Annotated in this window: 20 protein-coding genes; 6 read left to right on the forward strand and 14 right to left on the reverse strand. The window is 58.1% G+C overall.

All coding sequences use genetic code 11. The annotated features are described in order from the left end of the window. Positions 1–665: 665 nt before the first annotated feature. From AA74_RS0119860 to AA74_RS0119905, 10 genes are all read right to left on the reverse strand, one after another. Entirely contained in the window at positions 666–1,331 is a 666-nt protein-coding gene (locus tag AA74_RS0119860; protein ID WP_025913122.1) for a hypothetical protein, read from the reverse strand. A gap of 98 nt (positions 1,332–1,429) precedes the next feature. Next, the gene (tssC, locus tag AA74_RS0119865) at positions 1,430–2,929 is read right to left on the reverse strand and encodes a type VI secretion system contractile sheath large subunit (RefSeq protein ID WP_025913123.1); all 1,500 of its coding nucleotides are present in this window, start codon (positions 2,927–2,929) and stop codon (positions 1,430–1,432) included. 3 nt (positions 2,930–2,932) lie between these two features. Beyond that, positions 2,933–3,457: a type VI secretion system contractile sheath small subunit gene (tssB, locus tag AA74_RS0119870; protein WP_008502644.1), complete on the reverse strand. Its 525-nt coding sequence runs from the start codon at positions 3,455–3,457 to the stop codon at positions 2,933–2,935. A 75-nt stretch (positions 3,458–3,532) separates the two neighbouring features. Next, positions 3,533–4,549, reverse strand: coding sequence for a type VI secretion system protein TssA (gene tssA / locus AA74_RS0119875; protein WP_023293800.1), 1,017 nt, complete (start codon positions 4,547–4,549; stop codon positions 3,533–3,535). A gap of 11 nt (positions 4,550–4,560) precedes the next feature. Further along, entirely contained in the window at positions 4,561–5,277 is a 717-nt protein-coding gene (gene tagF / locus AA74_RS0119880) for a type VI secretion system-associated protein TagF (protein WP_008502646.1), read from the reverse strand. Positions 5,278–5,293: 16 nt separating this feature from the next. Next, positions 5,294–8,914: a type VI secretion system membrane subunit TssM gene (gene tssM, locus AA74_RS0119885; protein ID WP_025913124.1), complete on the reverse strand. Its 3,621-nt coding sequence runs from the start codon at positions 8,912–8,914 to the stop codon at positions 5,294–5,296. A gap of 3 nt (positions 8,915–8,917) precedes the next feature. Beyond that, positions 8,918–10,156 carry a DotU family type VI secretion system protein gene (locus AA74_RS0119890; protein WP_008502648.1) on the reverse strand — a complete coding sequence of 413 codons (1,239 nt, stop codon included), beginning with the start codon at positions 10,154–10,156 and terminating at the stop codon, positions 8,918–8,920. Positions 10,157–10,173: 17 nt separating this feature from the next. Continuing rightward, positions 10,174–11,517 carry a type VI secretion system baseplate subunit TssK gene (gene tssK / locus AA74_RS0119895; RefSeq protein WP_025913125.1) on the reverse strand — a complete coding sequence of 448 codons (1,344 nt, stop codon included), beginning with the start codon at positions 11,515–11,517 and terminating at the stop codon, positions 10,174–10,176. Positions 11,518–11,545: 28 nt separating this feature from the next. Next, positions 11,546–12,049: a type VI secretion system lipoprotein TssJ gene (gene tssJ, locus AA74_RS0119900; RefSeq protein ID WP_023344389.1), complete on the reverse strand. Its 504-nt coding sequence runs from the start codon at positions 12,047–12,049 to the stop codon at positions 11,546–11,548. Positions 12,050–12,072: 23 nt separating this feature from the next. Beyond that, complete coding sequence (locus AA74_RS0119905) at positions 12,073–12,567, reverse strand: hypothetical protein (protein ID WP_025913126.1); 495 nt, start codon at positions 12,565–12,567, stop codon at positions 12,073–12,075. Between the two features lie 1,004 nt (positions 12,568–13,571). On the opposite strand from AA74_RS0119905, the gene AA74_RS0119915 reads away from it, so the two are divergent. Both AA74_RS0119915 and AA74_RS0119920 read left to right on the forward strand, forming a co-directional pair. Beyond that, positions 13,572–15,860 carry an FdhF/YdeP family oxidoreductase gene (locus AA74_RS0119915; protein ID WP_025913127.1) on the forward strand — a complete coding sequence of 763 codons (2,289 nt, stop codon included), beginning with the start codon at positions 13,572–13,574 and terminating at the stop codon, positions 15,858–15,860. A 21-nt stretch (positions 15,861–15,881) separates the two neighbouring features. After that, entirely contained in the window at positions 15,882–16,778 is an 897-nt protein-coding gene (locus tag AA74_RS0119920; protein ID WP_025913128.1) for a LysR family transcriptional regulator, read from the forward strand. On the opposite strand, the gene AA74_RS0119925 is transcribed toward AA74_RS0119920, so the two are convergent. Together AA74_RS0119925 and AA74_RS0119930 are read right to left on the reverse strand one after the other, a co-directional pair. After that, on the reverse strand, positions 16,757–17,515 hold the full coding sequence (locus AA74_RS0119925) for a phosphate/phosphite/phosphonate ABC transporter substrate-binding protein (RefSeq protein ID WP_025913129.1): 759 nt from the start codon (positions 17,513–17,515) through the stop codon (positions 16,757–16,759). The two genes, AA74_RS0119920 and AA74_RS0119925, sit on opposite strands and share 22 nt — an antisense overlap. Further along, entirely contained in the window at positions 17,508–18,479 is a 972-nt protein-coding gene (locus tag AA74_RS0119930; RefSeq protein ID WP_025913130.1) for a fatty acid desaturase, read from the reverse strand. The genes AA74_RS0119925 and AA74_RS0119930 overlap by 8 nt, the downstream gene beginning before the upstream one ends. Positions 18,480–18,627: 148 nt before the next feature. Here AA74_RS0119930 and AA74_RS0119935 point away from each other — a divergent pair, with 148 nt between their 5' ends. Both AA74_RS0119935 and gap read left to right on the forward strand, forming a co-directional pair. Next, positions 18,628–19,608 carry a GlxA family transcriptional regulator gene (locus tag AA74_RS0119935; protein ID WP_025913131.1) on the forward strand — a complete coding sequence of 327 codons (981 nt, stop codon included), beginning with the start codon at positions 18,628–18,630 and terminating at the stop codon, positions 19,606–19,608. 78 nt (positions 19,609–19,686) lie between these two features. Beyond that, the gene (gene gap, locus AA74_RS0119940; RefSeq protein ID WP_021240396.1) at positions 19,687–20,697 is read left to right on the forward strand and encodes a type I glyceraldehyde-3-phosphate dehydrogenase; all 1,011 of its coding nucleotides are present in this window, start codon (positions 19,687–19,689) and stop codon (positions 20,695–20,697) included. 41 nt (positions 20,698–20,738) lie between these two features. Here the strand turns inward: gap and AA74_RS0119945 are convergent, their stop codons facing one another. Then, a complete protein-coding gene (locus AA74_RS0119945; RefSeq protein WP_025913132.1) occupies positions 20,739–21,926 on the reverse strand; it encodes an MFS transporter in 1,188 nt (395 codons plus the stop codon). Between the two features lie 115 nt (positions 21,927–22,041). Here AA74_RS0119945 and AA74_RS0119950 point away from each other — a divergent pair, with 115 nt between their 5' ends. Next, a complete protein-coding gene (locus AA74_RS0119950; RefSeq protein ID WP_008502659.1) occupies positions 22,042–22,998 on the forward strand; it encodes an AraC family transcriptional regulator in 957 nt (318 codons plus the stop codon). A gap of 102 nt (positions 22,999–23,100) precedes the next feature. Next, positions 23,101–24,786 (forward strand): alpha,alpha-trehalase, encoded by a 1,686-nt coding sequence (locus AA74_RS0119955; protein ID WP_021240398.1) that lies wholly within the window; start codon positions 23,101–23,103, stop codon positions 24,784–24,786. Positions 24,787–24,850: 64 nt separating this feature from the next. Here AA74_RS0119955 and AA74_RS0119960 read toward each other — a convergent pair whose 3' ends face one another. Further along, positions 24,851–26,953 (reverse strand): TonB-dependent siderophore receptor, encoded by a 2,103-nt coding sequence (locus tag AA74_RS0119960; protein WP_025913133.1) that lies wholly within the window; start codon positions 26,951–26,953, stop codon positions 24,851–24,853. Positions 26,954–26,985: the final 32 nt, after the last annotated feature.

Below are 26,985 nucleotides of genomic sequence, written 5' to 3' on the forward strand. Positions count from 1 at the left end.
GGATGAAAATTATTGCTTTCGAAAAAGCACTTATATGGCAAACAGGAAAGCATGGGGCTGAATAAAACCGTCCATATTTTACCTCTGCCTCTAGCCTGACGAATTCGTACTTCGTACAGACTCTTCAGAGTGCCTGCAATTGCAACCACCCTAAATTTTGTTAGTTACACTTCATGGTAACTAAGCGCTAGACAATCATTCACTGTATCATCTAGAATATTTTCAATCGTCTATCATTCATCAAAGGCAACATAACATGAAGAAAATATTGTTATTAATACTTACCATTGTATTTTTAATTATCGCAATTTTCACAACTGTAGATCTTTTTCAGTCCGCCTGGTATGTATTTTCATTAGAAAAAGTCACTACAACTTCTGCAGGTTTACTTTTTGGAAAATTACTTTTCCTGCTGGTCATACTTTTAGCATTTTACTTCTCACTAAGATTTTTGCGCAAATCAAAGCCTTGATTTTAATTTTTCCGCAAAATAGTAAATAGCGATAGATGCAACTAAGAGAATGATTAATAGAGCGGCATTTATCGTTATTTCCAAGATGGTTACCGACCAATCAAAAACAAAAATATAATAGCCAAGAGTTGAGAAAAAAAGCATAAATGAAACAATAAGCATGAGATAGACTATAACGTACTTTGATGCTCTTTCAAACACGAGTAGCTCCTGCTAAAAACTGACTAAAAATCTCTTTATCTATGGCACCATGACTCTGTTGGAAATTTATAGCTTCAATAAATGGCTTAACATTATCTTCAACGAGAAAATATAACAAATCTAAATCGCCCGCACCACGCAACTCATAGTAAACATTTTTGTTTAATTTTAATAGATCGTATGAGGCATAAACTGAGCGAGAAATTGAAGCCCCCACACTTAATACACCAGTAAGCCCTGCAGAAACAAGAAATCGCGGCACAATTTTTGAAACGAATAGCGTAATTAATTCATTTACGAAAACCATTTTAAAGGCTATACCACCTACTTGCGACCCACCGACTTTTAGGAGGAGTTCCTTAGATTGTTCTTCAGATAAACCAGACAGATATCGTTTGACCACTGTATTGATTAACCGACGCACATCTTCTGATGTAAGCCCTTTTTTTATTAAAGTTAACAATCTAATTTTATCTGTTTCATTTCGCCACCGATGGTCTGTATCCAGAAAATCTTTTGTTAACATCCATAAGTCTTCTGGAATTGACATAAAACCATCGACCGCGCTGCGAGCGAAAATTTCTGGGCCACTTTGTTTACGCGTATCAAAAATTTTCAGCATGCCATCTGCAATTTCTTTTGGTGAACTCGTTCCCAAAGTTGATTCCTCCTGAGGTTCATGAATGTCGGTGGCTTTCTAGATGAATTTTGCCAATGTAGTTTACTTTGCCGGCCCTCCAGGGCCGGCACTCATCATCACGCGTCTTTCGTCTTCAGCGACGGCAGTTTAGATACCAGACGCAGAGAAACGGTCAGACCTTCCAGCTGGTAGTGAGGACGCAGGAAGAACTTCGCGGCGTAGTAGCCAGGGTTGTCCTCAATCTCCTGCACCTGCACTTCCGCAGCCGCCAGCGGTTTGCGGGACTTGGTCTCCTGGGAGGAGTTCGCCGGGTCACCGTCGACGTAGTTCATGACCCAGTCGTTCAGCCAGCGCTCCATCTCTTCGCGCTCGCGGAAGGAGCCGATTTTGTCGCGCACGATGCACTTCAGGTAGTGGGCAAAACGGCAGCAGGCGAACAGGTACGGCAGGCGTGATGCCAGACGCGCGTTGGCGGTGGCATCCGGGTCGTGGTACTCGGCCGGTTTTTGCAGGGACTGCGCGCCGATGAAGGCAGCAAAGTCGGAGTTTTTGCGGTGAACCAGCGGCATAAAGCCGTTTTTCGCCAGCTCGGCTTCACGACGATCGCTGATGGCGATCTCGGTTGGGCATTTCATATCCACGCCGCCGTCATCGCTCGGGAAGGTGTGGCACGGCAGGTTTTCCACCGCCCCGCCGGACTCCACGCCGCGAATTGAGGTGCACCAGCCGTACTCTTTGAAGGAGCGGTTGATGTTGGCGGCCATCGCGTACGCGGCGTTCGCCCAAGAGTAGCTGTTGTGGTTCTCGCCGTCGGTCTGCTCTTCAAAGTCAAAGCTGTCCACCGGGTTGGTGCGAATGCCGTACGGCAGGCGCGACAGGAAGCGCGGCATCACCAGGCCCAGATAGCGGGCATCTTCGGATTCACGCAGTGAACGCCAGGCGGCGTATTCGGTGTTCTGGAAGATCTTGGTCAGGTCGCGCGGGTTGGCCAGCTCCTGCCAGGACTCCATCTGCATCACGCCCGGTGCGGTACCGGTAATGAACGGACAGTGCGCCGCAGAACCGATGCGCGCCATTTCGCCTAGCAGCTCAACGTCCTGCGGGCTGTGGTCGAAGTAGTAGTCGCCGACGATGCAGCCAAACGGCTCGCCGCCGAACTGACCGTACTCTTGCTCGTAAATTTTCTTGAAGATCGGGCTCTGGTCCCAGCCCACGCCCTTGTAGCGCTTCAGGGTGCGGCCCAGCTCCTGCTTGGAGATGCTCATAAAGCGGATCTTCAGCATCTCGTCCGTTTCAGTGTTGTTCACCAGGTAGCTCAGGCCGCGCCAGGCGCTCTCCAGCTTCTGAAACTCTTCGTGGTGAATGATCTGGTTCACCTGCTGCGACAGCTGCTCGTCGATACCGGCAATCAGGTTCTGAATGGTGCGATAGGTGTCGTTCGAGAAGGTAACGGTATTTTCCAGCGCCTGCTGCGCCAGGGTTTTGACCGCGCTTTCGACGGCGGAACGGGCCTGATCGGTTTTCGGGCGGAACTCTTTGTTCAGCAGCGCGCTGAATTCATCCTGGCTGAACGCCTGACCCGCCTGCTGCTCGTGTTGTTGAGTCTGGTTGCTCATCGATTATTCCTCGCTACCTTTCGCGCTTTCGTCATTTTTCGGCAACTGGCTCAGGGATTTGAGCAGCGTCGGATCCTGCAGAATTTTTGCGATCAGCTCTTCCGCACCGTTTTTACCGTCCATATAGGTCAGCAGGTTGGAGAGCTGGGTACGCGCTTCCAGCAGCTTGTTCAGCGGCTCAACCTTGCGGGCCACCGCGTCCGGCAGGAAGTCATCCATGCTGTCGAAGGTCAGATCCACGTTGAGCTTACCTTCGCCGGTCAGGGTGTTGTCCACCTGGAACGCCACGCGCGGCTTCAGCGCCTTCATGCGTTCGTCAAAGTTGTCGATGTCGATTTCGAGGAATTTACGCTCGTCGACGGCCGGCAGGTTTTCCACCGGTTTGCCGACCAGATCGGCCATAACGCCCATCACAAACGGCAGCTGAATTTTACGTTCTGCACCGTAGATCTCTACGTCATACTCGATCTGCACGCGGGGGGCACGGTTACGTGCGATGAATTTCTGCCCACTGTTACTCATTGCCATGATGTTCTCCATCAAAGATGCGCGGTGAAGGTGAAACGCCAGGCTCCATGCCTGACGTCATAATGCCTGGACGCGCTATTCGCGGCGCCCAAAGATGTTTTCCAGTTGGTTAACGCCGTCTGGCGCCAGGTCGCGAATAATGTCCATAAAGTTAAGTTCTGACAGCCGCTGCACCCGTTCAATCATCAGCGGTGCGGGGTGGCTTGGTTCGTACTGCGCAAAATACTGCTTCGCTTTTTCCAGCATCAACTGGGCGTCGGCGCGGCTGGTGACCTGCACGCTGCGCCAGTCGGTCACCGGCTGAACGGGCTGCGTTGCCGTCGGCTGCTGTTCAGCCAGTGTCTCTGCCTGCGCTTCACGGTTCGGCAGCAGCTTGCTGATGTCGGTCACCTGACAGGCGCTGGCGACCAGCCCCACGGTTTTCAGCAGCTGCTCCATCTCAGGTACGCCGCTTTCACCGAGATGCCCGATGAGCAGCTCGCGAATGGCCAGCAGACGTTCGTTAATGACGATGACCGCGGCGGTCCCCGGCTGGTCGCCGCGAGCCAGCTCGTCAATCAGCCGCGGGCGCCCGCCGGGATAGTCCGGGCATTCGGTTTTACTGCCGTCCAGCAGCGCCTGGGCATCCCGCAGCGAAATTTCATCGCCGTTTGAACGCAGCAGCGAGGCGTTGCGTACCGCGACCGTCAGGTCGGATTTATCACTCAGCCCGGCGAGAGCGTTGATGCGGTAGAACGGGTCGGTTTCGCCATACTCTTCGAGCAGCGGATAGAGCGGCTCCCAGTAGCGGGCGATCGCCTCCTGCACCAGCAGTAATCCGTCCGCGTAGCCCGCCAGCCCGCGACGGCGGGTCCAGGCATGGGTTAACGCCAGCAGGACGCGAAGATCTTTGGTGCGGGTCAGCAGGCTGGTGGCGTATTTTTCGACCGTGTTCCAGTCAGCAGGCTCCGCCGGGATGATGGTGTCGCCAAACTGCTGTTCCGCTTTCCCAAGGCTTGCCTGGTTCATCGCCTGGAAGTCAGCGTCGTACTCCAGGTTTTCGCCGCAGGGGTTGTCGGGGCTTATGGGCGCGAGAAATTCTTCGATATTCATGAGATCCCTGCTTATTCAAACATAGGCGGATAGAGACCGTGACGGCCCGGACGGGCGCCCCCTGCCGGATCGAACAGCAGGGTGAAAAGCTGCCCGGTAAAGTTGCCGCTGTGCACGTGGGTGTAGAGCGGGTATCCGTCGCAGCGGTTGGTCCACCAGTAGCTGGTCTGACGCAGCGGGTCAAAGCACTCTGCCGCCTGAGGCCAGCCCAGCGTGCTCTGGCCGTCCTCGTCGTAGCCAATCACATCCAGGATGTCGGAGCGCTTTTGCGGCTCGACCGGCTGCGGCGCCGGAATGGACATCAGCATCTCGTCGAGCTGCGAGGCGGAAAAACTGTTGCGCACCGCGTGCAGCCCCAGGCGTCCAATCTGCTGATACCAGCTTTCGGCCTGGCTGAGCAGGCTGGTCGACCACTCTGACGGGGCGAAGCTCAGCTGAATGCAAACCGGGTATTGTCGGCCGACGCTGTCGCGCCCGGGCAGCAGACAGCCCATCTGGATCATCTGGCTGCCCAGCATGGGCGGTACCACAAAATTCCAGACGGGTGCTTTCTGAAACGGGCGCTCGCCGCTGCGCTGCTCTTCCTGCTGCCAGGCCAGCAGACCGACCTGGAACCAGTGCGACCACTGGCGCTGTAAGGTGTCAGGAAAGCGGCGCTGCAAAAAATCTCCGGCGCTGGGTAACTTGCCATACCAGCTGTAGCGGTTCATCGCAGGGGTATTCGTCATACGGCTGTCCTTGCGGTTATGGGCATGAGAAACGGGGAAGCTGGAACGGGTTGCGAATGCTGTTTGGCGCAAACTCCAGCGTGACCTGATGTCCGTCGACGTTGAAGGTGGCCTGACGGCTGAGGCTACCCGCCCCCGGGCTGGTGCTCGCTTTATCAAAGAAGCGGTTCAGCGCCCAGGAACCGTTGGTCACCAGCGTCGCCGTGCTGCCGTTCGCCAGACCCAGCTGCATGCGGACCTGGTTGGTGCCGCCCGGCCCCGGCCAGTTCATGATCTGCACCGCCTGCGGCCCGTGGCTGTAGCGCAGCAGCTGACCGTCCACGTCCAGGGTCAGGTTCAGAATGGTGTTATCCATTCGCACGGTGCGAACCGTCACCTTGAAGGACGGCGTGGTTGCGCCGTTAGCAAAGAAGGCGTCGCGAATCGACTGGGCCTGCTGGAACGGTCTCAGCAGCCCTTCGCTTCCCGGCAGCGTTTTTCCGTCGATGCCCGGCATAAAGCGCCAGTTGGCCTGGGTGGTGTCCACTTTGCTGGTCAGGTTATCGCGAAAGAAGGTATCCATCAGCCCGGTCCCCGGCGCAAACATGCGCGCGAGATCGTCAGGGGTGACCTCGGTGCTGGCGCTGCGCACCAGCGGGTAGCGACCGGCAATCGCCTGACGGCAGAACCCGCCCACCTCAACGCTAATGCGCTTACGCACGTTTTCCAGATCGCGACGCTGGGTGTCGCTGCTGGCGCCCACCGCCATGTTGCTGAACATGGTTTGCAGCCCGCCCGGCAGACGACCGGCGCTGGCCTGCAGGCGGCTGATCGCCTCCCCGCCCGGCGCCGGCATGCCGCTGTTGGCGGCATCCTGTACGGCGGTCAGGTAGCGATACAGCTCATCCACCTGCTTGAGAAAATCGTCAAACACGATGGTCTTCCCGCCCTTCTCCAGCGGCTGGGCCAGCTCAATCATCGGCGCGTAATGGTCGGTCACCAGCTGCTCCGGCGCCTGGGTAACCGCGGCGGCCTGCGTTGGCGCGTTGTCATTATTGCTGAACAGCGCTTCCAGCGTGCGGGTGGCGCGGCTGCTTTGCGCCTGCGCTTTACCCGCATCTTCCGGCGCTGGCGTATCGCGGGAGAGCGTCAGGACCTGGCTCAGGTTCTGCACCAGGCGGCGCAGCGGCGAGTTGGCGCCGGAAAGCAGGCGCGCGGTGTTGATGCGCTGGGAAAGGTCGGCGCTGTTATTCAGCTGAATGTCAGCGAGAAAGCGATCCCAGTTAGCGATAAAGTCGCGCATATAGAGCTGGCGCACGGCGTTATCGATCTGCTGTTTATCTTCCTGCGCCGTGGCGGCCCCCAGCACCCAGGCGTCGTCCTCGTGCAGGGCGGTGGTAACGCTGTCAATCTGGCCGTTAAAGCTTTTCCAGTAGCCGTCCGGCGTATACAGACCCGGAACGCCTTCGCTCACCGGCTTGCCGCTTTTGCGGGAAAATACCAGCTCGCTCTGCGGTCCGCCCAGGTCGGAAAGGGAGACCGGCTTCAGGTTGTCGTCATGCTCCAGCAGGCGCTTCAGGCGGCCGTAGACGCGGGTTGAAAGCGGCTGCTGGCCGATCATCGCTCTTTCGCGCGCCACCAGGGACTCGTCCTGCGCGTACGGCGAGGCCTGAATTTTCGGCTCCAGCAGCTGCGTCAGGTGCCATTCAAGCTGCTGCAGCTGTGCCTTCGTGACGTTCTGCGGCAGGTTACGCTGCAGGTTGAGCATTACCCACGAATGCAGGAATTTGCCGTCGTAGTGCTTCGGCTGATAGAGCATCTGATAGGCTTTCAGCGCCTCGTAGCTGTATTCCACATCGCTGCCGTTGTCGTTGCGAAGCCAGGTGGTGATGTGCATGGCGACGGCAGGGAGCAGCATCTGATCCAGCGCTTTCTGATACAGGGACTGAGAGGCATCGCTGACGTCATCCCCGCGATAAAGCCCCATACGGCGGGAGACCGGCGGATCGTTCACATCAAACGCGTCGCTTTTCGGCAGATCCACCAGGCTATTCAGCAGCGGCAGCAGTTCGAACAGATCACGCTGGGTCTGGTTCTGTAAGGCCTTGCTCTGCTGGTCGAGCAGCGGAACCTTCGCATCCACTTCTTCCAGGTAGGCCTTGTTTTTGGCATAGCTGGTGAGCCACAGTCCACCCAGGATCACCAGCAGGGCCAGCAGCGCCGCATAGCCAGACCAGATCACGGCCCGGTTGCGCAGCTCCCACCAGCGGTTTTCTCCGGCGATCCCGGCTTCCTGGAAGATGACGTTTTGCAGCAGGTTCTTGATGAAGAAACTCTGGCCTTTTGCGCCCGGGATTGGCGATTCTTTGCTGACCGAATCCCAGTTATCGCTCTCTGCCCCTTCCGGCAGCGACAGCGCGCGGTTCAGTTCGCCCATCACGCGGTCGAACGGCATGCCTTCCTGCGTCCCGCTGGCGAAGTAGATCCCGCGCGGAGAGAACTCGGTTTCGAAGTTCGAGCGGGCGAAGACCGTGCTGAGGTAATCCGCCAGCAGCGGACGCAGCGCGGCGAACTCCTGCGGGAAAAGATACGCTTCGGCGCGGGTCTTCGCGTCATGCTCTTTGAGCATGGTTTCCGGCAGCCCGGCGTCGAGGCGCTGCTGCAGCAGAGAAAACTCCTGCTGGAAATTGCCCATCAGGTCGTAATCGGCGTGTTTGGTTTGTTCCCACGGCAGCGTGAAGCCCCAAATCTGGTCGCGCTGCGCTTTATCGTAGTCGGCAAACCAGGCGCGGAAGCCTTTAAGCAGGTCGGCCTTGGTCACCATCACGTAGACCGGGAAGCGAATTCCCAGCTGTTCATGCAGCTCGGACAGACGCTGGCGCAGGTTCACCGCCTGCTGGCGGGACGCCTCGGCTGACTGGGTGAGCAGGTCAGAAATGCTGATGGTGACGATCACACCGTTGATCGGCTGGCGGCGGCGATACTTGCGCAGTAACCCCATGAACTGCAGCCATTCCCCGGCGTCCTGCACCTGCTCGCTCTCCTGGGTGGTATAGCGACCCGCGGTGTCCAGCAGCACGGCCTCGTTGGTAAACCACCAGTCGCAGTTGCGCGTGCCGCCAATGCCGCGCAGGGCGGTCTTACCGAAACGGTCGGCCAGCGGGAACTGCAGCCCGGAGTTGACCAGCGCCGTGGTTTTACCGGAACCCGGCGCGCCGATAATGACGTACCACGGCAGCTGATAGAGGTATTGCGTGCTGAAGCGCTGCGTCCACTGAGCGCCCTGTCCCGCCTTGCTGAAGTGCGCTTTTTTCAGCATCTGCGCGGCTTCATCAAAACGGCTGGCGAGGATCTGCTCCTCGTTGTTCAGTCGCTTCTGCGGATCCGCCGCTTCCGTGCTGGTGGTGTTCTCATTGAGCTTGTCCATCAGCTTGCGGTTCAGCCAGGCGTTATAAAGACGCGGCAGAATGTGGCCCTGCGCCCACAACAGATAGACCACGGCGATACTGATGATGCGGTTCTGTTCAGATTCAAGCGGCCGGGTGTCCACGATGGACAACAGCGGGCCAATCATCCAGATCACCGCCGCCAGCGCCGTGACGCCGAGGAAGCTCCACAGAATGCGGTTAGTCAGTATGGAAAGAAGAGTCGTCAGCATTCCTTAGTTTCCTTGCGGCAATCCGTTCAGCTCGGCCTGGGTATTTTCAGGCGACACCAGCAGAGTAATTTCCACACGGCGGTTACGGGCGCGGTTTTCAGGCGTCGTGTTCGGCGCCACCGGGTTAATCTCGCCCCGCCCTTCCGCTTTCACGCGGCCAGGCTGAGAGAGGCTTCCCTGCAGCATTTTCTGTACCGAGCGGGCGCGTTCCAGAGAGAGTTCATAGTTAGAGGCAAAGCGCGCGCTGCGGATCGGCACGTTGTCGCTGTAGCCCACCACCAGAATTTTGCCGCTCACGTTATTCATTGCCTGCGCGATGCGGTGGATGACCGGTTCATAGCGGTCGCGCACGACGGTCGAGGCAGAGGCAAACAGCCCGTCGCCTTTCAGGATAACCACGCTGCGATCCGCTTCGTCTTTCACCGCGACGAGGCCAGCCTCGATCTCCGGCTTCAGGAAGCCGCGCAGGTTTAGCACTGCCGGAAGCTGACGCGCCGGTTGCTGAATAGTGGTTTCCGGCAGCTGGGACTGGTAAATCTTCGCCAGCACCGGGTTGGTGCTGTCGCCAAGACGCCAGTTGAGCACGATATAAAACAGACAGGCGATAAACCCGGCCAGCGCCACGCAGGCCCAGAGAGGAACCATCGGCCGCCAGAGCTTGCGCAGCACCGGGCGATCTTCCGGATGGGGAGAAAGCGGCGCCGGATAGCTGCCGCGCACGCCGCGGATCATCTGCCACAGCCGCTGCTTGATGGTCTCAAGCTGGGTGCGGCCATTGTCCAGCACCCGATAGCGTCCTTCGAAGCCGAGCAGCAGGCAGTAGTTGATCATCTCCAGCAGCAGAATGTGCTCGCGCGGGTTTTGCGACAGGCGCGCCAGCAGCTGGAAGAACTTCTCGCCGCCCCAGGTTTCGTTATGGAACGTCACCAGCAGGCCGTTGCTTGACCAGACCCCGCTGCTGCCCCAGGGGGTGAGCGCGGCGGCTTCATCAAGCGCCGTACAGAGGCAGTAGCGTGCCCCGACGATCACTTCGTAGGGCAGCCCCGCCTGCTGACAGCGGACTTCGAAACGGCGAATTTCATCGATCAGGCGCTGGCGTAACGCCACCTGGTCGTCGTGCGATACCGAATGACGGATCTGCGGAATCGCATTGAGCAGCGGATTGGCGGCCGCCACCAGCTGATTGTTGCTACTGGCCCCGGTGAACGCGGCATCGCTGCCGGTATCCTGTCGTTCCTGCATATTAAGCGCTCGCTTTATTATTCTGTCGGGCTACGGATGGCCCAAAACTCCATATCCAGCCCCGGGAACTCCCCCGCAAGGTGCAGGGCGAATGCGCCGGACTTATCCATCTCGTGCCACAGCTCGCTGCCCTTTTCGAGCTCAAAGTAGCTGTAGCCGGCATGCCACGGGATCTGCGGCGGTGCAACCGGCATGGCGCGCAGCATAATGCCCGGCAGCTGAAGCTGAACCAGATCGCGGATTTTCGACACCGGTGCGACCTTCATCTGCGCCGGGAAATGGGTTTGCAGGTGTTCGCCCGGCACGTTGGCTTTGACCGCCAGCACGAAGCCGAACTCACGCACCATGCTGGTTTCAGGCACCGTGGCGATGTTGAGGCCGTGAGAGCGCTCGTTAAGCGGCAGCTGGATAGCGTGGTCTTCCATCACCAGCGACAGCCCCTGACGCAGCATCAGCATCAGCTTGCTGAAGCAGTTCGCCAGATCGTCATGATCGTAAATCGGCAGCACGCTTTCGGCGGTACGCTGCGACGTCCAGGTGGCGAGCTCGGTGGCAAACGGCAGCCAGCTGCGCCAGAGCGTTTCCGGGTGCAGCAGCGGGAGGGTTTTTAAATGAGACACCTCGCCCAGATGACGGTTAATCAGCGACAGCAGCGTAAACTCGATCATTTCAGAGGTGTTAAAGCGGCCGGGCTGGCGCAAACGGCCGCCAATCTGCTGGCTGCGCTGCACCAGTAAGCCGTGCAGATCGTTGATCATGCTGTAGATCTGCGGGCTGTTATTGGCATTGAGCATCGGCGGGATGTAGCTGTTGTCGAGCCGCACGTGGTTGTCATTACGCTTCTCGGTCACAAACGCCACGCCGATGGCGGTCCACTCCGCCGTGAGGTCTTTTTCGAGCATCAGGGTCAGACGCAGGCGGCCAAACTGGACGGTAGCATCCCCCACCGACATGGCGTTATCGTCCTCCACCTCCTGCTCGAACGCGATAAAGCGCGCCAGCGAGGATGGCTCTTCGCTGAAAATCACCTCTTCTCTCTCGCCACGACGAACCGGCAGTGCGAGCACCACCTTTTCGTTGGTGAGATTGTCAGGAATTTTCAGCGGTACAGGACCGTTGCGCCCGTTGCGCACCTGGAAAAAGGTGCCGTCCGGCAGCAGCCCACTGCAGTAGCTCAGGGCAATGCATCCCTGACGAAGCATCGCTTCATCCAGTTCAACGTCGAGAAAGCCCCAGAGATACGATCGCTGCAGCGCGCCCCATTCACGAACATGGTTGAGCAGATAGCTTTCAGTCCGCTGAAAATGGTGTGGACGCAGGAACATGCCTTCGGTCCAGACGACCTTTTCTGCTTTCGTCATGATGATGTGTTTCCTGTTTAGAAGCGCGTTACTGGCTGATGACCCGAATGCCGTTCACGTCGAGAAAAACGTTGGCCTGAAGTTCATCGGCGGACCATTTCCAGAACTGGTAGATATGATTTTCGCCAGGCACGGGCAGAGGGAGTGAAACGCGCCATTTTTTGCCATCCAGCACCTGGTACTCCGCCATCACGCCGATGTAGCGAGCCTCCGGCGAGCTTTGCCCGCTGAGAGTTTTTGACAGCTGTCCCGGCATCAGGAAGAACACATCGCTGTTCAGCAGATTCGCGCCAAGCGTGGCTGACGCGTTGTTCTGCAGGGAGTAGAAGTCGCTGGACATGAAATCCGCATCGGATTTCAGCAACAACACCCGAACCTTAAGCGGCGCAGATTCATTGATTTGTGGATGAGCCTGAAACTGCAGATTGTAGCGGGAGGGGTCGCTGTGTGAAGACGACGAACAACCACCGATCAACGCGAAAATCATCGCGTAAAAGAATAACCACAGCCTATGAAAATTTTTATTATTCATAAAAATGCGCTCATGAAAGCCGTTTAGTTCAGGATCCAGGTACCGTTAGCGCTGTCTTTGCAGGCTTTGCTGTTGCCGTCGACATCGACACAGGTCGCTTTTTTACGCGTCTTATGGCGAATGGCCTGTTTACGCACGGCGGCGTCGTACTGGTCGGCCTTGATAACGGCGCGCATCGGAACGTAACCAATCAGCTGCTCGTTGCCTTCATCGGCAAGCGCCATCCAGTAGTGTTCAACCTGACCCAGCACCACGTACGTTTTTCCGGTATCAAGAGTGCGGATAACTTTACCGCCGAAGTCAGGACGGCTCATCAGAGAGGCCGGATACATGGCACGATACGGCTCGTTAACCGGCGTGAACTCCGCCGGCGGCGTCACAGCGTGACGGTGGGTTAAGGTGACGCCGTTGACCTGGCTGGTCTCGATCGTATCGTCGTTAATCACAGGTTTCTGCGGTGCTTTACAGCCCGCCACCGCCATTACAAACAGAAGTGAAAACAGTACGCGCATTTTCATATGCTTTTCCGTAGCGATATTTCGATGATGGAGATTAGGGGATGAAGTTTGACTTAAGTGCTATTGTTAAAATAGCCAGGATATTTTCGGGGCGTTACTATTTTAAGGGCATAGCTACCGCACGAGCCTTTCAGAATAAGGCCCAGTGTCTTCCTGACATATTTTGACAAACGGTAAACAAGTTTACATGAGCTTCGTATCAATTCAATATTTACCGCCGCGTAACTGTTGGTAAATGAAGCAGTCGGAAAATTATAGGATTAATCCTATGATAAAAAACGATAAGGCCCATCCTTTCTTATTCCTCCACCACAAAACCACATAACGCCATGTTTTATAGACTAAAAAACACAAAAGAGAACCAATTTCATTAACGCAATCACGCTATTATCGCCACTACCATAATTAGTAGAATTCGCGTTTTTTTGATGTCAAAGGAATATATCCCAGATGAATTATTTGTTGCACTAACAGGGTATCTTTAATATTGAAGACGCTTCATCGCCTGGGTGAGAATATTTCACTTATGCAGAAAAATGTTAATTTCATGCCGCAAAAAAAGCGTATATTTTAGGCCGTAATAATTCCACTGCCAGGTATACCTTATATCTATTATTCATTAAGCCTGAGTAAACCTTCCTGTCATTTCCTCAAATGAAAAATGCCTCCGGCAGCCCGCCAGCCGCGAATCGTGGCGATATCTCCAGCGCAACAGCTTCATTCGATGTTTTACTGGTGCTACATACTTGACTGCTCACCGCCATCTATCTCGCCTACCGGACGATAGATAAGATTTATTATTAAAATGATAAATATTCGTTATAATTTCTTTAAATATTTAAACACCAGACCAGATAAATTACTGTAATAAAAAGAGTTTGCGTTAAGGCATTTTCCCGTTCCGTATGTGCGTTACCATCCGGCCGTCATTGCTTTCACCTATTGCTCTCGTCAGTGATTTTTTGAGCTCAGGCGTTGTGTGATCGAACAAATCAGGAGTGGGTATGAACAAGAAAAGACGCTCGGTGCCAGGCATCAGACACTATGACGGCCCTGCTGGCGGCTGGGGCGCACTGAAAGCGACGGCGATTGCGGTACGCACCCAAATGGATACGTTTGACGCCCCGGCGACGCTGCTGCGCACCAACCAGCCTGACGGCTTTGACTGCCCGGGCTGCGCGTGGCCTGATAAAGAACACAAATCGACGTTCCAGTTCTGCGAGAACGGCGCCAAAGCGGTGACCTGGGAAGCGACCAGCAAACGCGTCACCCCCGCGTTTCTGGCTGCAAATACTGTCTCCTCGCTGCTGGCAAAATCGGACTTTGAGCTGGAAGGCTACGGTCGGCTGACGCATCCCCTGCGCTATGACCGTGCGAGCGACACCTTCCGCCCCGTCGACTGGGACGAGGCGTTTCAACGCATCGGCGAAGTACTGCGCGGGCTCGAGCCGAACGAGGTCGAGTTCTATACCTCCGGACGCGCCTCTAACGAAGCGGCGTATCTGTTCCAGCTGTTCGCCCGCGAATACGGCACCAACAACTTCCCCGACTGCTCAAATATGTGTCACGAGGCCACCAGCGTTGGTTTGCCCCGTTCGATTGGCATCGGGAAAGGGACCGTCTCGCTGGACGACTTCGACAAGACGGAGCTGGTGATCTCCATCGGCCATAACCCCGGTACGAACCATCCGCGAATGATGGGGACCCTCCATGAGCTGGCCCGTCGCAACGTGCCGATTATCGTCTTTAACCCGCTGCGCGAGCGCGCGCTGGAACGTTTTGCGGACCCGCAAAGCGTGATTGAAATGGCGACCTACGGCTCCACGGATATCGCTTCGACCTATTTCCAGGTGAAGGCCGGGGGCGATGCCGCCGCGCTGAAAGGGATTGCCAAACACCTGCTGGAAATGGAGTCCGAACGCGGGGACGTGCTCGATCGCGCGTTTATTGCCGAACACACCCAGGGCTTTGAGGACTTTGCCGCCGATATCGCGCAAACCCGCTGGGACGAGATCGAACGCGAGTCGGGTCTCAGTCAGGCGGCGCTCAAACAGGTGGCCGAGGCGTATGCGAAATCGAATGCCACCATCATTACCTACGGGATGGGCATTACCCAGCATAATAAAGGGACGGCCAACGTCCGCCTGATTGCGGACCTGCTGCTGATGCGCGGGAATATCGGCAAGCCCGGCGCGGGAATATGCCCGCTGCGCGGCCACTCAAACGTGCAGGGGAACCGTACCGTCGGGATTAGCGAGAAACCTACGCCGGCCTTCCTGAACCGTCTGAAGGAGGTTTTCGGCTTTGAGCCACCGTCTCACCACGGCCATGACGCGGTGCAGGCCACCCAGGCGATGATCGACGGCCGCGCGAAGGCGCTCATCTGCCTCGGCGGTAATTTTGCGGTGGCGATGCCCGACCATGAACGCGGGTTCCCGGCCATGGGCTCCCTGGATTTGAGCGTCCACGTCGGCACCAAGCTCAACCGTACCCATCTGCTGGTGGGCAAAGAGACCTTTATTTTACCGTGTCTTGGCCGTACCGAGCTGGATGTTCAGGCCAGCGGCCGCCAGTCCATTACCGTTGAAGACTCGATGTCGATGGTCCATGCCTCATCCGGCAAGCTAAAACCCGCCTCGCCGTTGCTTCGGTCAGAACCCGCTATCGTCGCGGGCATGGCGAAAGCCACCCTGCCGGATACCCGCGTGGACTGGATGACGCTGGTTGAGGATTATGACCGTATCCGCGATCTGATCGAGCAGACCATTCCGGGGTTTGAGAACTACAACGCGCGGATCCGCGTTCCCGGCGGCTTCCGTATGCCGCTGCCGCCAACGCAACGTCTCTGGCCAACGGCGACGGGAAAAGCGATGTTCTCGGTCTTCGACGGCGTACACGAGAACGCCAGCGGTGAAGGTGAGCACGTCCTGCGCCTGATCACGCTGCGCAGCCACGACCAGTACAACACCACCATTTACGCGCTGGATGACCGCTACCGCGGCGTGTTTGGCCGCCGCGACGTGCTGTTTATGAACGAAGAGGATATGGCGCAGTCAGGGCTGGAGCACGGCGACCGCGTGGATATCGAAACCGCCCTGCCCGGCAACGGACAGCGTCTGGAAGACATTACCGTGGTGGCGTACAACATCGCGCCGGGGACCGTCGGGGCCTATTATCCGGAGGCCAACGTGCTGGTCCCGCTTGATTATCTGGATAAGGACAGCGGTACGCCGTCGTATAAATCCGTTCCGGTTCGCATCACCCTGCGCTCAAAAGAGATCCGCATGCTGTAAGCCGATCGCGCAGAGAAAAAGATGGATATTAAACAGTTAAAATATTTAATCGCGCTCGACGAGACCCGCCATTTTGGCAAGGCGGCCTCGCAGTGCAACATCACTCAGCCGACCCTTTCCATGCGCATCCGCAGCCTGGAAGAGGAGCTCGGGCTGGTACTGATTGTGCGCGGGCAGCGCTTTGAAGGGTTTACGCCGGAGGGTGAACGCATCCTCGCGTGGGCCCGCGCGCTGCTGGCTGCACACGACGGGCTACAGGCGGAAGCCGCGCTGTGCAAAGGTCAGGTGGTGGGCGAACTCCGTCTGGGGATGGTGCCGCTGGCGAGTGTGGATCCGATGATCTTTATTCGCCTGCTGACGGAAAAATACCCGGAGCTGACCTACAGCCTCTATTCCATGTCCTCCGCGCAGATTGCCGACGGCGTCAGCCGCAATCAGCTTGAGCTGGGGATTTGCTATCTCAACAGCATCGACACCAGCCTGTTCGATATTATCCAGCTTCCCAAAACGAAGATGGGCCTGCTGCACGACGTCCGCCATTTCCAGCTCGGCCAGGAGACATTGACCTGGCGCGATCTGACGGATTTTCCGCTGGGGTTCCTGACCAAAGGGATGCATTACCGGGCGCATATGGAGGCCAGCTTTAAGTCTGCTGGCATTGAACCGAGGTCCGTTTTCGAGAGCGACTCCACGTTCCAGATCATCCAGGCGGTGCAAAGCGGCGTGTGCTGTGCCGTGATGCCGCTGAACAACGGGCTGGAAGATCTGAACGGCCATTTCAGGATTGTCCCCATCGCCGACGCGGATATCGAGGCCCCTGTCGGCCTGATTATGCGCCGGCAGAAACCCGTCTCCTCGCTGGCGCTGCGCTGTTTTACCGACGCGCAGGAGATCTATCACGCCAGCAATGAGGCGTAGGCCTGACGCGTCACCACGCTAAAACCGCGGATCAGCACCGCGTCGCAAACGGCCCGGTGCTCCGGCGAACTCACCAGCGCGTGGAGCGCATCGCGAAGGGCGTTCAGGGTCTCAGGCGAGGTGCGGGGCGAGGTAATGAGCGGCAGCCCTGGCGTCAGAGGGGTATGGTCAATGACCGCCAGACCCGTCAGGCTTTCCGATTCGTGACGCTGCAGCAGTGCCCAGGTGACACAGTCGATGGCCGCGATATCCCCTGCCCCGCGTTTGACATCAATCAGCGACTGGCGATGGCTGCCGCTGAAGGACGTTTGCGCGAAAAACGGCTCCTGAGCCACCAGAGGCGCCACTTTTTTTCGCAGCGCATTGTAGCCGGACTGCGAGTCCGCAGAGTTACAGACCGCCCGTCGTCCGCGAAAATCCGCCAGCGTGAGGTGCCGATCCTCCTCGCGCACCACCAGAAAGCTGCGGTAGTGGAACCCTTCGCAGCCCGGGGCCGCGTAGTGAAAACAGCCGACGACCTGCACGTCCGAAAGCTGCGTGACGAGCGGATAACCGCAGGCCTGGCTGAGGACAAGCGCAGGCTGTCGCCAGTGCGTGAGCGGATCGGACTCCGGCCCGTCGGGGACATCTTCGACGGGCACACCGCGAGCGGCCAGCAGACCCTTTACCGCCAGCCAGAGCGCGCGGGTGTCGGCGCGATCCACCGCATACATGGGAAACGCCAGCAGGTTACTCATATCCCTCCTCCTGTTGTTTTCCGGGGTGAACGGTGACGTCGACGGGCCTGGCCCAGAACTGGCGCAGCCATTCACCGTAGCCCCTGACGAGAAAACCGCGGTTTCGCTCCCGGTACGCCTCCCGGTTTTGCTGGTAGATCGCCTTCAGCCCGTACCACGGCACGCCCGGTAAATCATGATGTACTGAATGGTAGTTGAGATTCAAAAACAGTATCCGCCAGAACAGCCCGGCCTCGTTAATGACGGAGCGTGCCAGCGGATCGTCCGCCGCGCGGTGTTCGAAAAACGATCTCACCTTGGTCAGCGCCAGCGCTGGATAGCTGACCGCGAGCACAAACCAGACGGGGGAAAAACCAACGTGCGTCATCCAGGCAAAGAGTGCCGCCAGCAGCGTGATGTGAACCAGCCACATCGTCATCGCCCGCAGGTGAAAATGACGAAACGCCGCCCCGGCGCTGCCCAGCGTCTGGACGATATCCAGCAGCGGCGCCAGCAGAAGCCGCCCGGCAAAGGTATTTCGGGCCCGGATCAGGCGCTTCTGCCAGGGGGAAAAGCGCGCCCAGCTCGCCTCGGTAAAATAGTACGACTCCGGGTCATCCACCGGATGGGTCAGGCTATCGTACCGATGGTGGGCCAGATGGGAATCCCGGTAGAGGCCATACGGATACCAGACCGCCAGCGGGAGCGTGCCGAACAGCTGGTTAAGCCAGGCAAAACGGGTGGGATGCCCGTGGATAAGCTCATGCTGCAGGGACATATACCAGGCGGTAAACCCGATCAGCAGCAGCGTGGCGGGCAGCAGGCCGAGCGTTTGCCAGAACGCCAGCGTGGCAAACCAGCCCGCATAAATCGTGAACATTAACAGCCAGGTGGGCAGTTCGCTTCGCCATAAGAAACCCGACGCGAGGCGGTGAATTTGATTGCGTTGTTGCGGATGTAAATAGAGGGAGCTTCGTTTACCCATTCCTTCAGACGCCGTTTCGCCAGAGACAGTGCCCTGACGATCGGGGATTACGCCTGAAATCACAAACAACTTAAATCGCTTTGCTTTGCCAGAAACGTGAAGTGCGGGCACGCTTGACTTATTCTGTATTAAAGGTACTTTTCAGGACATGAAGAAGATCCTGATTATCGTTCCCGACGGCGGCATGCTGTTTGAAGCCGCCGGTATCGCCGACATTCTGATGCAGGCCAACCGGCTGCATCCGGAAGGGCTGGCGCATACCCGCTACCGGATTATCATCGCCACCACGCAGCCTCACCAGGTGATCCACGGCCAGTCCGGCCTGAATCTGCTGGCGGACTATCGCCTGCCGGAGCTGGATCCGCGTGAACCGCTGGACACGATTATCATCACCGGACGCGGCATGAACGAGCAGGAGAGCACGGCGGTGGTGGACTGGCTGCACCTCGCTGCGCCGCACGCCCGGCGGGTAGCCTCTATCTGCGGCGGCGCGATGCTGCTGGCCCAGACCGGCTTGCTGGACGGTCGGCGCGCCACCACCCACTGGCGGCTGCTGGAGACCCTGCAAGCCCAGTACCCGTCAATCCAGGTCGAAGGCGGCCCGCTGTACATTCAGGACGGCCCTATCTGGACCTCCGGCGGCGTGAGTTCCGGATTCGACCTGACCCTGGCGCTGGTGGAGGACGACTACGGATTTACCCTCGCCCGCGACGTGGCGCAGGATATGGTGATGTACCTGCGACGTCCCGGCGGACAGCTGCAGTTCAGCCGCTACAGCCTGCAGCAGCCGGGCACCGCAGGGCCGATAGGCGAAGTGCAAAGCTGGATCCTGCAGAACCTCACCGCCGATCTGTGCGTGGAGAACCTGGCCGAGAAAGCGGCGATGAGCCCGCGTAACTTCACCCGCGTGTTTACCCGCGAGGCCGGGGTCTCGCCTGCCCGCTACGTGACCGAAGCGCGACTGGCCGCCGCCCGCCAGCTGCTTGAGCAAACCCGCGATCCCCTTGAGCGCGTTGCGGAGCAAAGCGGATTTGGCACCAGCATTAATTTACGCCGCATCTTTGAGAAACAGCTTCACCTCACGCCCGGCGAATACCGCCAGCGCTTTCACTGCCGCAAGATGGCGTAATCTGATCCTTTTTTGTCATTTACGCCAGCCGGCCCGACGCCTACAGTGACTCCAGACAACAGAGATAAGGAGTGCACCATGGTTAAGGTCGGTATTAACGGTTTCGGCCGTATCGGACGTAATGTCCTGCGCGCGGCGCTGGGCAACCCGGATCTGCAGATTGTGGCCATTAACGATTTGACGGACAGTAAAACCCTCGCCCATCTGCTGAAACATGATTCCCTTCTGGGCAAACTGCCCGCGCCCGTTGAAGCGGGTGACGGTGCGCTGCAGGTGGACGGCCAGCGGATCGTGGTATTTAGCGAACGCGACCCGGCGAATATCCCGTGGCGTGATGCCGGGGTAGACGTGGTGATTGAGGCCACCGGCTTCTTCACCGAGCGGGAGAAAGCGGCGGTGCATATCACCCACGGCGGCGCTAAGCGCGTCATCATTTCCGCCCCCGGGAAGAACGACGACCTGACGATTGTGATGGGCGTCAACCATGACCAGTACGATCCCGCCCGGCACGCGGTGGTGAGCAACGGGAGCTGCACCACGAACGGTCTGGCACCGGCCGCTCAGGTGCTGCATCAGCAGTTCGGAATTGAGCATGGCCTGATGAACACGACGCACGCCTACACCAACAGCCAGGCGCTGCACGATCAGCCGGAGAAAGATCTGCGCGGCGCCCGCGCGGCGGCGCTGTCGATTGTGCCCTACTCCAGCGGCGCGGCGAAAGCGCTGGGGAAAGTGATCCCCTCCCTGGACGGCAAGCTGACCGGGTACTCCCTGCGCGTGCCGGTGCCGGTGGTGTCGATTGTCGATTTAACCGTGACGCTGAGCCGCAACGTGACCGCCGAAGAGGTGAATGACGCGTTCCGCAACGCGGCCGCCAGCGGGCCTCTGAAAGGCATTCTGGGCTATAGCGATGAACCGCTGGTCTCCAGCGATTACCAGGGTGACCCGCGCTCCTCGATTATCGACGGGCTTTCCACGCTGGTGATTGGCGGGAATATGGTGAAGATCCTGGCGTGGTATGACAACGAATGGGGCTTCTCTAACCGCCTGGTGGATCTGGCGGTATTGATGGATAAGAAAGGGCTGTAAACCTGAGGCCGGGTGGCACGAACGCTCACCCGGCTAAAAAATCACTCCGCTTTCACTTTCACACCCATAAACACAATCACCATCGCCGTCACCAGCAGCAAACCGCTGCCCGCGAACACGCCGCTGGCACCGTTAAGATCAAATACCGCCCCACCTCCGGCCGCACCGGCGCTTATCGCCAGCTGAATTGAGGCCACCAGCAGCCCCCCTGCACTTTCGGCTTCATCCGGAACGGTGGTCGCAAGCCAGGTGGACCAGCCCACCGGAACCAGGCCAAATGCAAAGCCCCACAGCGCAACCAGCAGCCCGTCCAGCATGGCCAGATGACCAAAGGCGACCATCATGAGCGCGAGAACGCCCATCGCAAACGGCACCAGCGCCAGCGTCAGGCGCAGATTACGTGCCAGCAGATGCCCGGCCACGGAGGTGCCCACAAAGTTGGCGATGCCAAAGCCCAGCAGGATCAGAGAAATGGTCTCCACGCTCGCCTGCCCCACCGTCTCCAGGAACGGACGCAGGTAGGTAAAGAAGGCGAAATGGCCGCTGAAGATCAGAATGGTCGCCAGCATGCCGCCGATCATCCCTGGACGACGCAGCACGCGGAACAGCGTACTCAGGCTACCGCTGCTCTCCGGCTTCATGGACGGCAGCACCCAGAGCTGCCACAGCAGCGCCAGCATGCTCGGCAGAATGCAGAGAATAAAGACGTTGCGCCAGCCTATCAGGCTGCCCAGATAGCTGCCCAGCGGGGCCGCGACCACCGTGGCAATTGATACGCTGGAAAAGATTACCGCCAGCGCTTTCGGCACTTTATCCGCCGGAACCAGACGCATCGTTGTCGCCGTCGACATGGCCCAGAATCCCCCGATGGCTATCCCCAGCAGCAGACGTCCCATGAGCAGGACGTGCAGGTTGGGCGCAAAGGCCACCAGCAGGCTGGAGATAATTTGCAGCACCGAGAAAAACATCAGTACCCAGCGGCGGTCGATACTCTTGGTTGCCGGGGTGATCAACAACCCGGTGACCAGCGCCACCAGCGCGGTGGCGGTGACCGCCTGTCCGGCCATCCCCTCGGTCACGCCCAGGCTCGCGGCCATGGGTGTTAACAAGCTGGCGGGCAGAAATTCTGCCGTAATCAAACCAAATACCCCCAGCCCCAGTGAATAGACGGCCCGCCAGGCGGGTTTTGCAGGCGCTACCGCCTCGCTCGCCGCGACACATGAACTCATCTGTTGATCTCCCGTTATAAAAATGTGACTACTGTCGCAAAAGAATAGAAGGTTCACCCTGGACGATCTATGACATATAATCTCCACTTATTGATTATTCGTCCGGAGTTGCACCATGACCGTACAGTCACCCGATTTGATCAGCGAACTTTTACGGGGCATGCGCCTGTCAGGCGTGAAATACCGGCGGATTGAAGCCAGCGCGCCCTTTGGCGTCGCGTTTCATCAGGCTCCCGGCCGGGCACAGTTCCATTTTGTGAGCCACGGTAGCGCCCTGCTGCGCATGGAGAGCGGCGCAACGTTCGAACTGAGCGGTGGCGACGCCCTCTTTATTCCCGGCGGGAATTCCCACGCTTTGCTCTCTGACGAGCAGGCCACCCTTACCCCGGTCAACGCCTTTCCGAGCGAGCCTATCTGCAGCTCGGTCTGCGCCATTACCTGCGAGCCCTGCCCGGAGAGCGAGAACACCCTCATTTTTAGCGGGTGCATGGATTTTGAGCTGGGCGGGATGCAGCCGCTGATCAAGGCGATGCCGGAAGTGATGATGGTTAGCCGGCTGATGTCCACCTGGCCGGAAATTCATCCGCTGCTGGCGGCGATGGAGCGGGAATCCGCGGCGCGTCAGGCCGGGTATGCCGGGATCCTTGCGCGGCTGGCCGACGTGGTGGCGGCGTTAATTGTGCGGGGCTGGGTTGAAGGCGGCTGTGGCAAAGCCACCGGCTGGGTGCAGGTGCTGCGCGACCCGCGCCTGAGCCGGGCCATTTACGCCATGCACCAGCAGCCAGGGCTGAACTGGAGCGTGGCGGATCTGGCAAAAGAAGCCGGGACTTCCCGATCCGTTTTCGCGGAACGGTTTCTCGCGGCGACGGGAACCACCCCGGCAAAATATCTCAGCGAGCTAAGAATGCGGCTGGCCATTCAGTACATTCGCCATGAAAACCAGCCCATTGAAACCGTCGCGCTGCGGCTGGGGTACGGATCGCTGGCGGCCTTCAGCCGGGCGTTTAAGCGCATCATTGGCCATGCGCCGGGCACGCTGCGGGAAGCCAGCCAGACCGCGGAAGAGGTCTGAAAGCGCGGCAATATTTAACGCGAAGCGGGCAATATTCGTCTAAGGTTTTCAGGTGATTGACAACAGCGGTCACGCTGTTTAGTGAAGACAGGAGACGAACTGATGATAAGACCTCGTACACTACGCCCCGCGTTTTTGCCCCTTGCGTTAGGCGGCGCGCTGCTCGGCGTAACGACACTGGGCTATGCCGACGATAACCCCGCAACCCAGACAACCTCACCCGATATTTTACTTGGCCCTCTGTTTAACGATGTGCAGAGCGCCAAACTGTTTCCCGATCAGAAAACCTTTGCGGATGCCGTCCCCAAAAGCGACCCGCTGATGATTCTGGCGGACTACCGGATGCAGCATACGCAGTCCAGCTTTGACTTACGCCACTTTGTCGAGATGAACTTTACGCTCCCTGCGGAAGGGGAAAAATACGTTCCGCCTGCTGGACAAAGTTTACGTGAGCACATTGACGATCTCTGGCCCGTACTGACGCGCACTACCGATAAAGCCAGCAACAAATGGGATTCCCTTCTCCCGTTACCGAAGCCCTACGTTGTGCCCGGCGGACGTTTCCGCGAGGTCTACTACTGGGACAGCTATTTCACCATGCTGGGACTGGCAGAGAGCGATCATTGGGACAAAATCAGCGACATGGTGGATAACTTTGCGTATGAGATCGACACCTTCGGCCACATTCCCAACGGCAACCGCAGCTATTACCTGAGCCGCTCCCAGCCGCCGTTTTTCTCACTGATGGTTGAACTGCTGGCGACCCATGACAGCGACGCGCTGAAGAAATATCGTCCGCAGATGGAGAAAGAGTATGCCTACTGGATGGACGGCGTCGATGCCCTGCAGCCGGGCCAGGCCAACAAACGCGTGGTGAAACTGGATGACGGCGCTGTCCTCAACCGCTACTGGGACGACCGCGATACGCCGCGCCCGGAGTCCTGGCTTGACGATGTGAATACCGCGAAAAGTAACCCTAACCGACCGGCAACCGAGATCTACCGTGATTTACGGTCCGCCGCGGCTTCGGGCTGGGACTTTAGCTCCCGCTGGATGGACGATCCGCAAAAACTCGGCACCATCCGGACCACCAGCATTGTGCCCGTGGACCTGAACGCCCTGATGTTCAAGATGGAAAAACTGCTGGCCCGGGCAAGCCAGGAGAGCGGCGATGCCGCCAGCGCAAGCAAGTATGAGACGCTGGCCACCGCGCGCCAGAAAGCCATCGAGAGCCACCTGTGGAATGATAAAGAGGGCTGGTACGCCGATTACGACCTGAAGAGCAAGAAGGTACGCAATCAGCTCACGGCGGCGGCCCTGTTCCCGCTTTACGTCAAGGCGGCGGCGCAGGATCGTGCCGAAAAAGTCGCCGCGGCAACGTCCTCTCGTCTGTTGAAGCCGGGCGGGATAGCGACCACCACCGTCAACAGCGGCCAGCAGTGGGATGCGCCAAACGGCTGGGCTCCGCTGCAATGGGTGGCGGCGGAAGGGTTGCAGAATTACGGGCAAGAGAAGGTCTCGATGGACGTGACCTGGCGCTTCCTGAAAAACGTTCAGCATACTTATGACCGGGAAAAGAAACTGGTCGAGAAGTATGACGTGTCGACCACCGGTACGGGCGGCGGCGGCGGCGAATATCCGCTGCAGGACGGCTTCGGCTGGAGCAACGGCGTGACCCTGAAGATGCTGGACCGGGTCTGCCCGAAAGAGAAACCGTGCGACAGCGTGCCGGAGAATCGGCCTGCGGCGAATGACGAGGTGGCGCCGGTGAAAGCATCGGCGCAGTAAGGGAGTATTGCCGGGTGGCGGCTACGCCTTACCCGGCCTACTTTTTGCCCTCACAGGGCCTTGTTCAGAAACTGTAACTTGCCCCAAGCTGATACGTTCTGTCCCGCCCAATCCAGCAGTTGGTCGCGTCGTAGCAGGTCAGCGTCTCTTTGTTGGTGATGTTCTGCGCGCTGGCTTTAAGCGTTAGCCCTGCCAGCGAAGGCAGAATTTCACCCATCCGGTAGGATGCCGACAAATCGTACTGCGTGCTGCCCCCCAGTTTACCCGCATCGTTAGCCGGTGAGATTTCCATTGGCCCGGTGTAGCGTGCGCCCGCGCCCAGCATCAGCCCTTTCAGCGGCGTGTTTTCAAAGGTGTAATCCCCCCAAAGGTTGAAGGCATTCTCCGGCACCTGCGTTGGACGTTTACCTTTGTACTTGTCATCTTCCGTATTGATCGCGTGGGTGTAGGCGTAGTTGGCAATCAGCGTCAGGTTGTCCGTCGGGCGGCTGATGGCAGACAGTTCCGCCCCTTTGGATTCCACTTCCCCGGTCTGACGATAGTTCAGGAAGCCCGGATCGGAGGTGACAACATTTTTCTGGCGGATGTTAAACACCGAGGCGGTAAAGGTGGTGGCGTAATCCGCCAGCAGATATTTTACCCCACCTTCCACCTGCTTGCTGGTGGTCGGTTTGACGTCTTTCGCCACGAGCGTGCCCTGCGGCGACACCGGCGCAAAACCTTCGGAATAGCTGATAAACGGCGAAATCCCGTTATCAAAAGCGTAAAGCGCGCCCAGACGTTTGGTGACGCGATCCTGCGATACCCAGGCCTTATCACCGTTTTGCAGATAATTAGTAGTGACGGAGCGATAATCATCGTAACGCAGGCTGGCCAGCAGATTTAACCCGCCAAACTCCACCTGATCCTGCAGGTAATAGCCGTTCTGCTGATAGCTCAGACGGTTTTTCTGAGCGGTATACAGCCCTAATGCGCTTTCGCTGATTTGCGAATAGTCAGGATTGCGCATATCCATGCCCGGCGTGGTCGACGCGTAACGGTAGTGGAAATGGGAGTTCAGCTTCTGATAGTCAAACCCGGCCAGCAGATGGTGTTGCCAGTCACCGAGCGCCACGGTTTTGGTGACCTGGTTATCGATGTTGAAGCTCTGTAGATCTTCATCGGTGGTGTAGGCAAAACGGTTGAGCTGATAAACCTCGCTTCCCGTGCCCGTTGCATAGACGCTGCGCTGATGCGTGTCGACGTCGAAATAGCGCGCCTTCTGGTTAAAGCCCCAGCCGCTGTCAAACTCATGCTCAAAGCTGTAGCCCAGCATCCACTGACGCTGCTTAAACCCGCTCCACTTATCACCGGCGTAATCGCGCTTGCCCGCGTATGTCGAGCGCAGGTAGGCGATCGGAAGCGGGTTAGACGGCGTCAGGCTCGGGGAGTTCTGCGCCAGCGCATCCAGGGTGAGGCGGGTTTTGCTGTCGGGTTGCCAGGTGACGGACGGGGCAACCAGGTAGTTTTCATACCGGGTGGTGTGCGGCTGATCGTCATTTTCCGTCGCTTTACCCAGCAGGCGGTAGTTCCAGTCGCTGTTGGCAATCTGCCCGGTTGAGTCGAGATAGCCCTCTTTCAGGTTGCGGTTGCCGGTGTCAAAACCGAATTCGGTTCGCGCTTCCCGCTCGGGCTTTTTACTCTGGATATTCACCAGCCCGCCCGGCGAGCCGCCGCCGTAGAGAACCGATGAGGGGCCTTTCAGGATATCAACGCTGTCAATCAACAGCGGATCGATGCGCGCTTTGGTATTGCCGGTGACGTTATAGGGTAACTGCAGCCCGTTGTAGAACTCCTGGTCGACGGTAAAGCCACGAATTTTATATTCGCTCATGTAGGAGGTATTTCCCCGCACTTCGGTTGAAACGCCCGGCGCATAGCGGAGGATTTCATTCACGGAATTCGCATGGCGCTTGTCAATTTCCGGCGCAGAGAGGGTCGTGATGACCTGCGGCGTTTTACTTTCAGCTACGGCCGATTTCGTGGCGCTGTTCGTCCAGGCCGGCAGCGCGCTGCCCTGCTCTGCGCCCGTGACGACGATAGTGGATTCTTCGGCGAATGCCGGAGCGTGCAGTGCGAGCGTGATGGCGCCTGCCAGGGCGCAAAGCGTAAAACGAGAGGGAGTCATAATGTCGTCTTGTTGTCAGATGCAATACGGAA

The sequence above is a fragment of the Enterobacter sp. 5-4 genome, from assembly GCF_000612205.1.
Taxonomy (GTDB): domain Bacteria; phylum Pseudomonadota; class Gammaproteobacteria; order Enterobacterales; family Enterobacteriaceae; genus Enterobacter; species Enterobacter roggenkampii.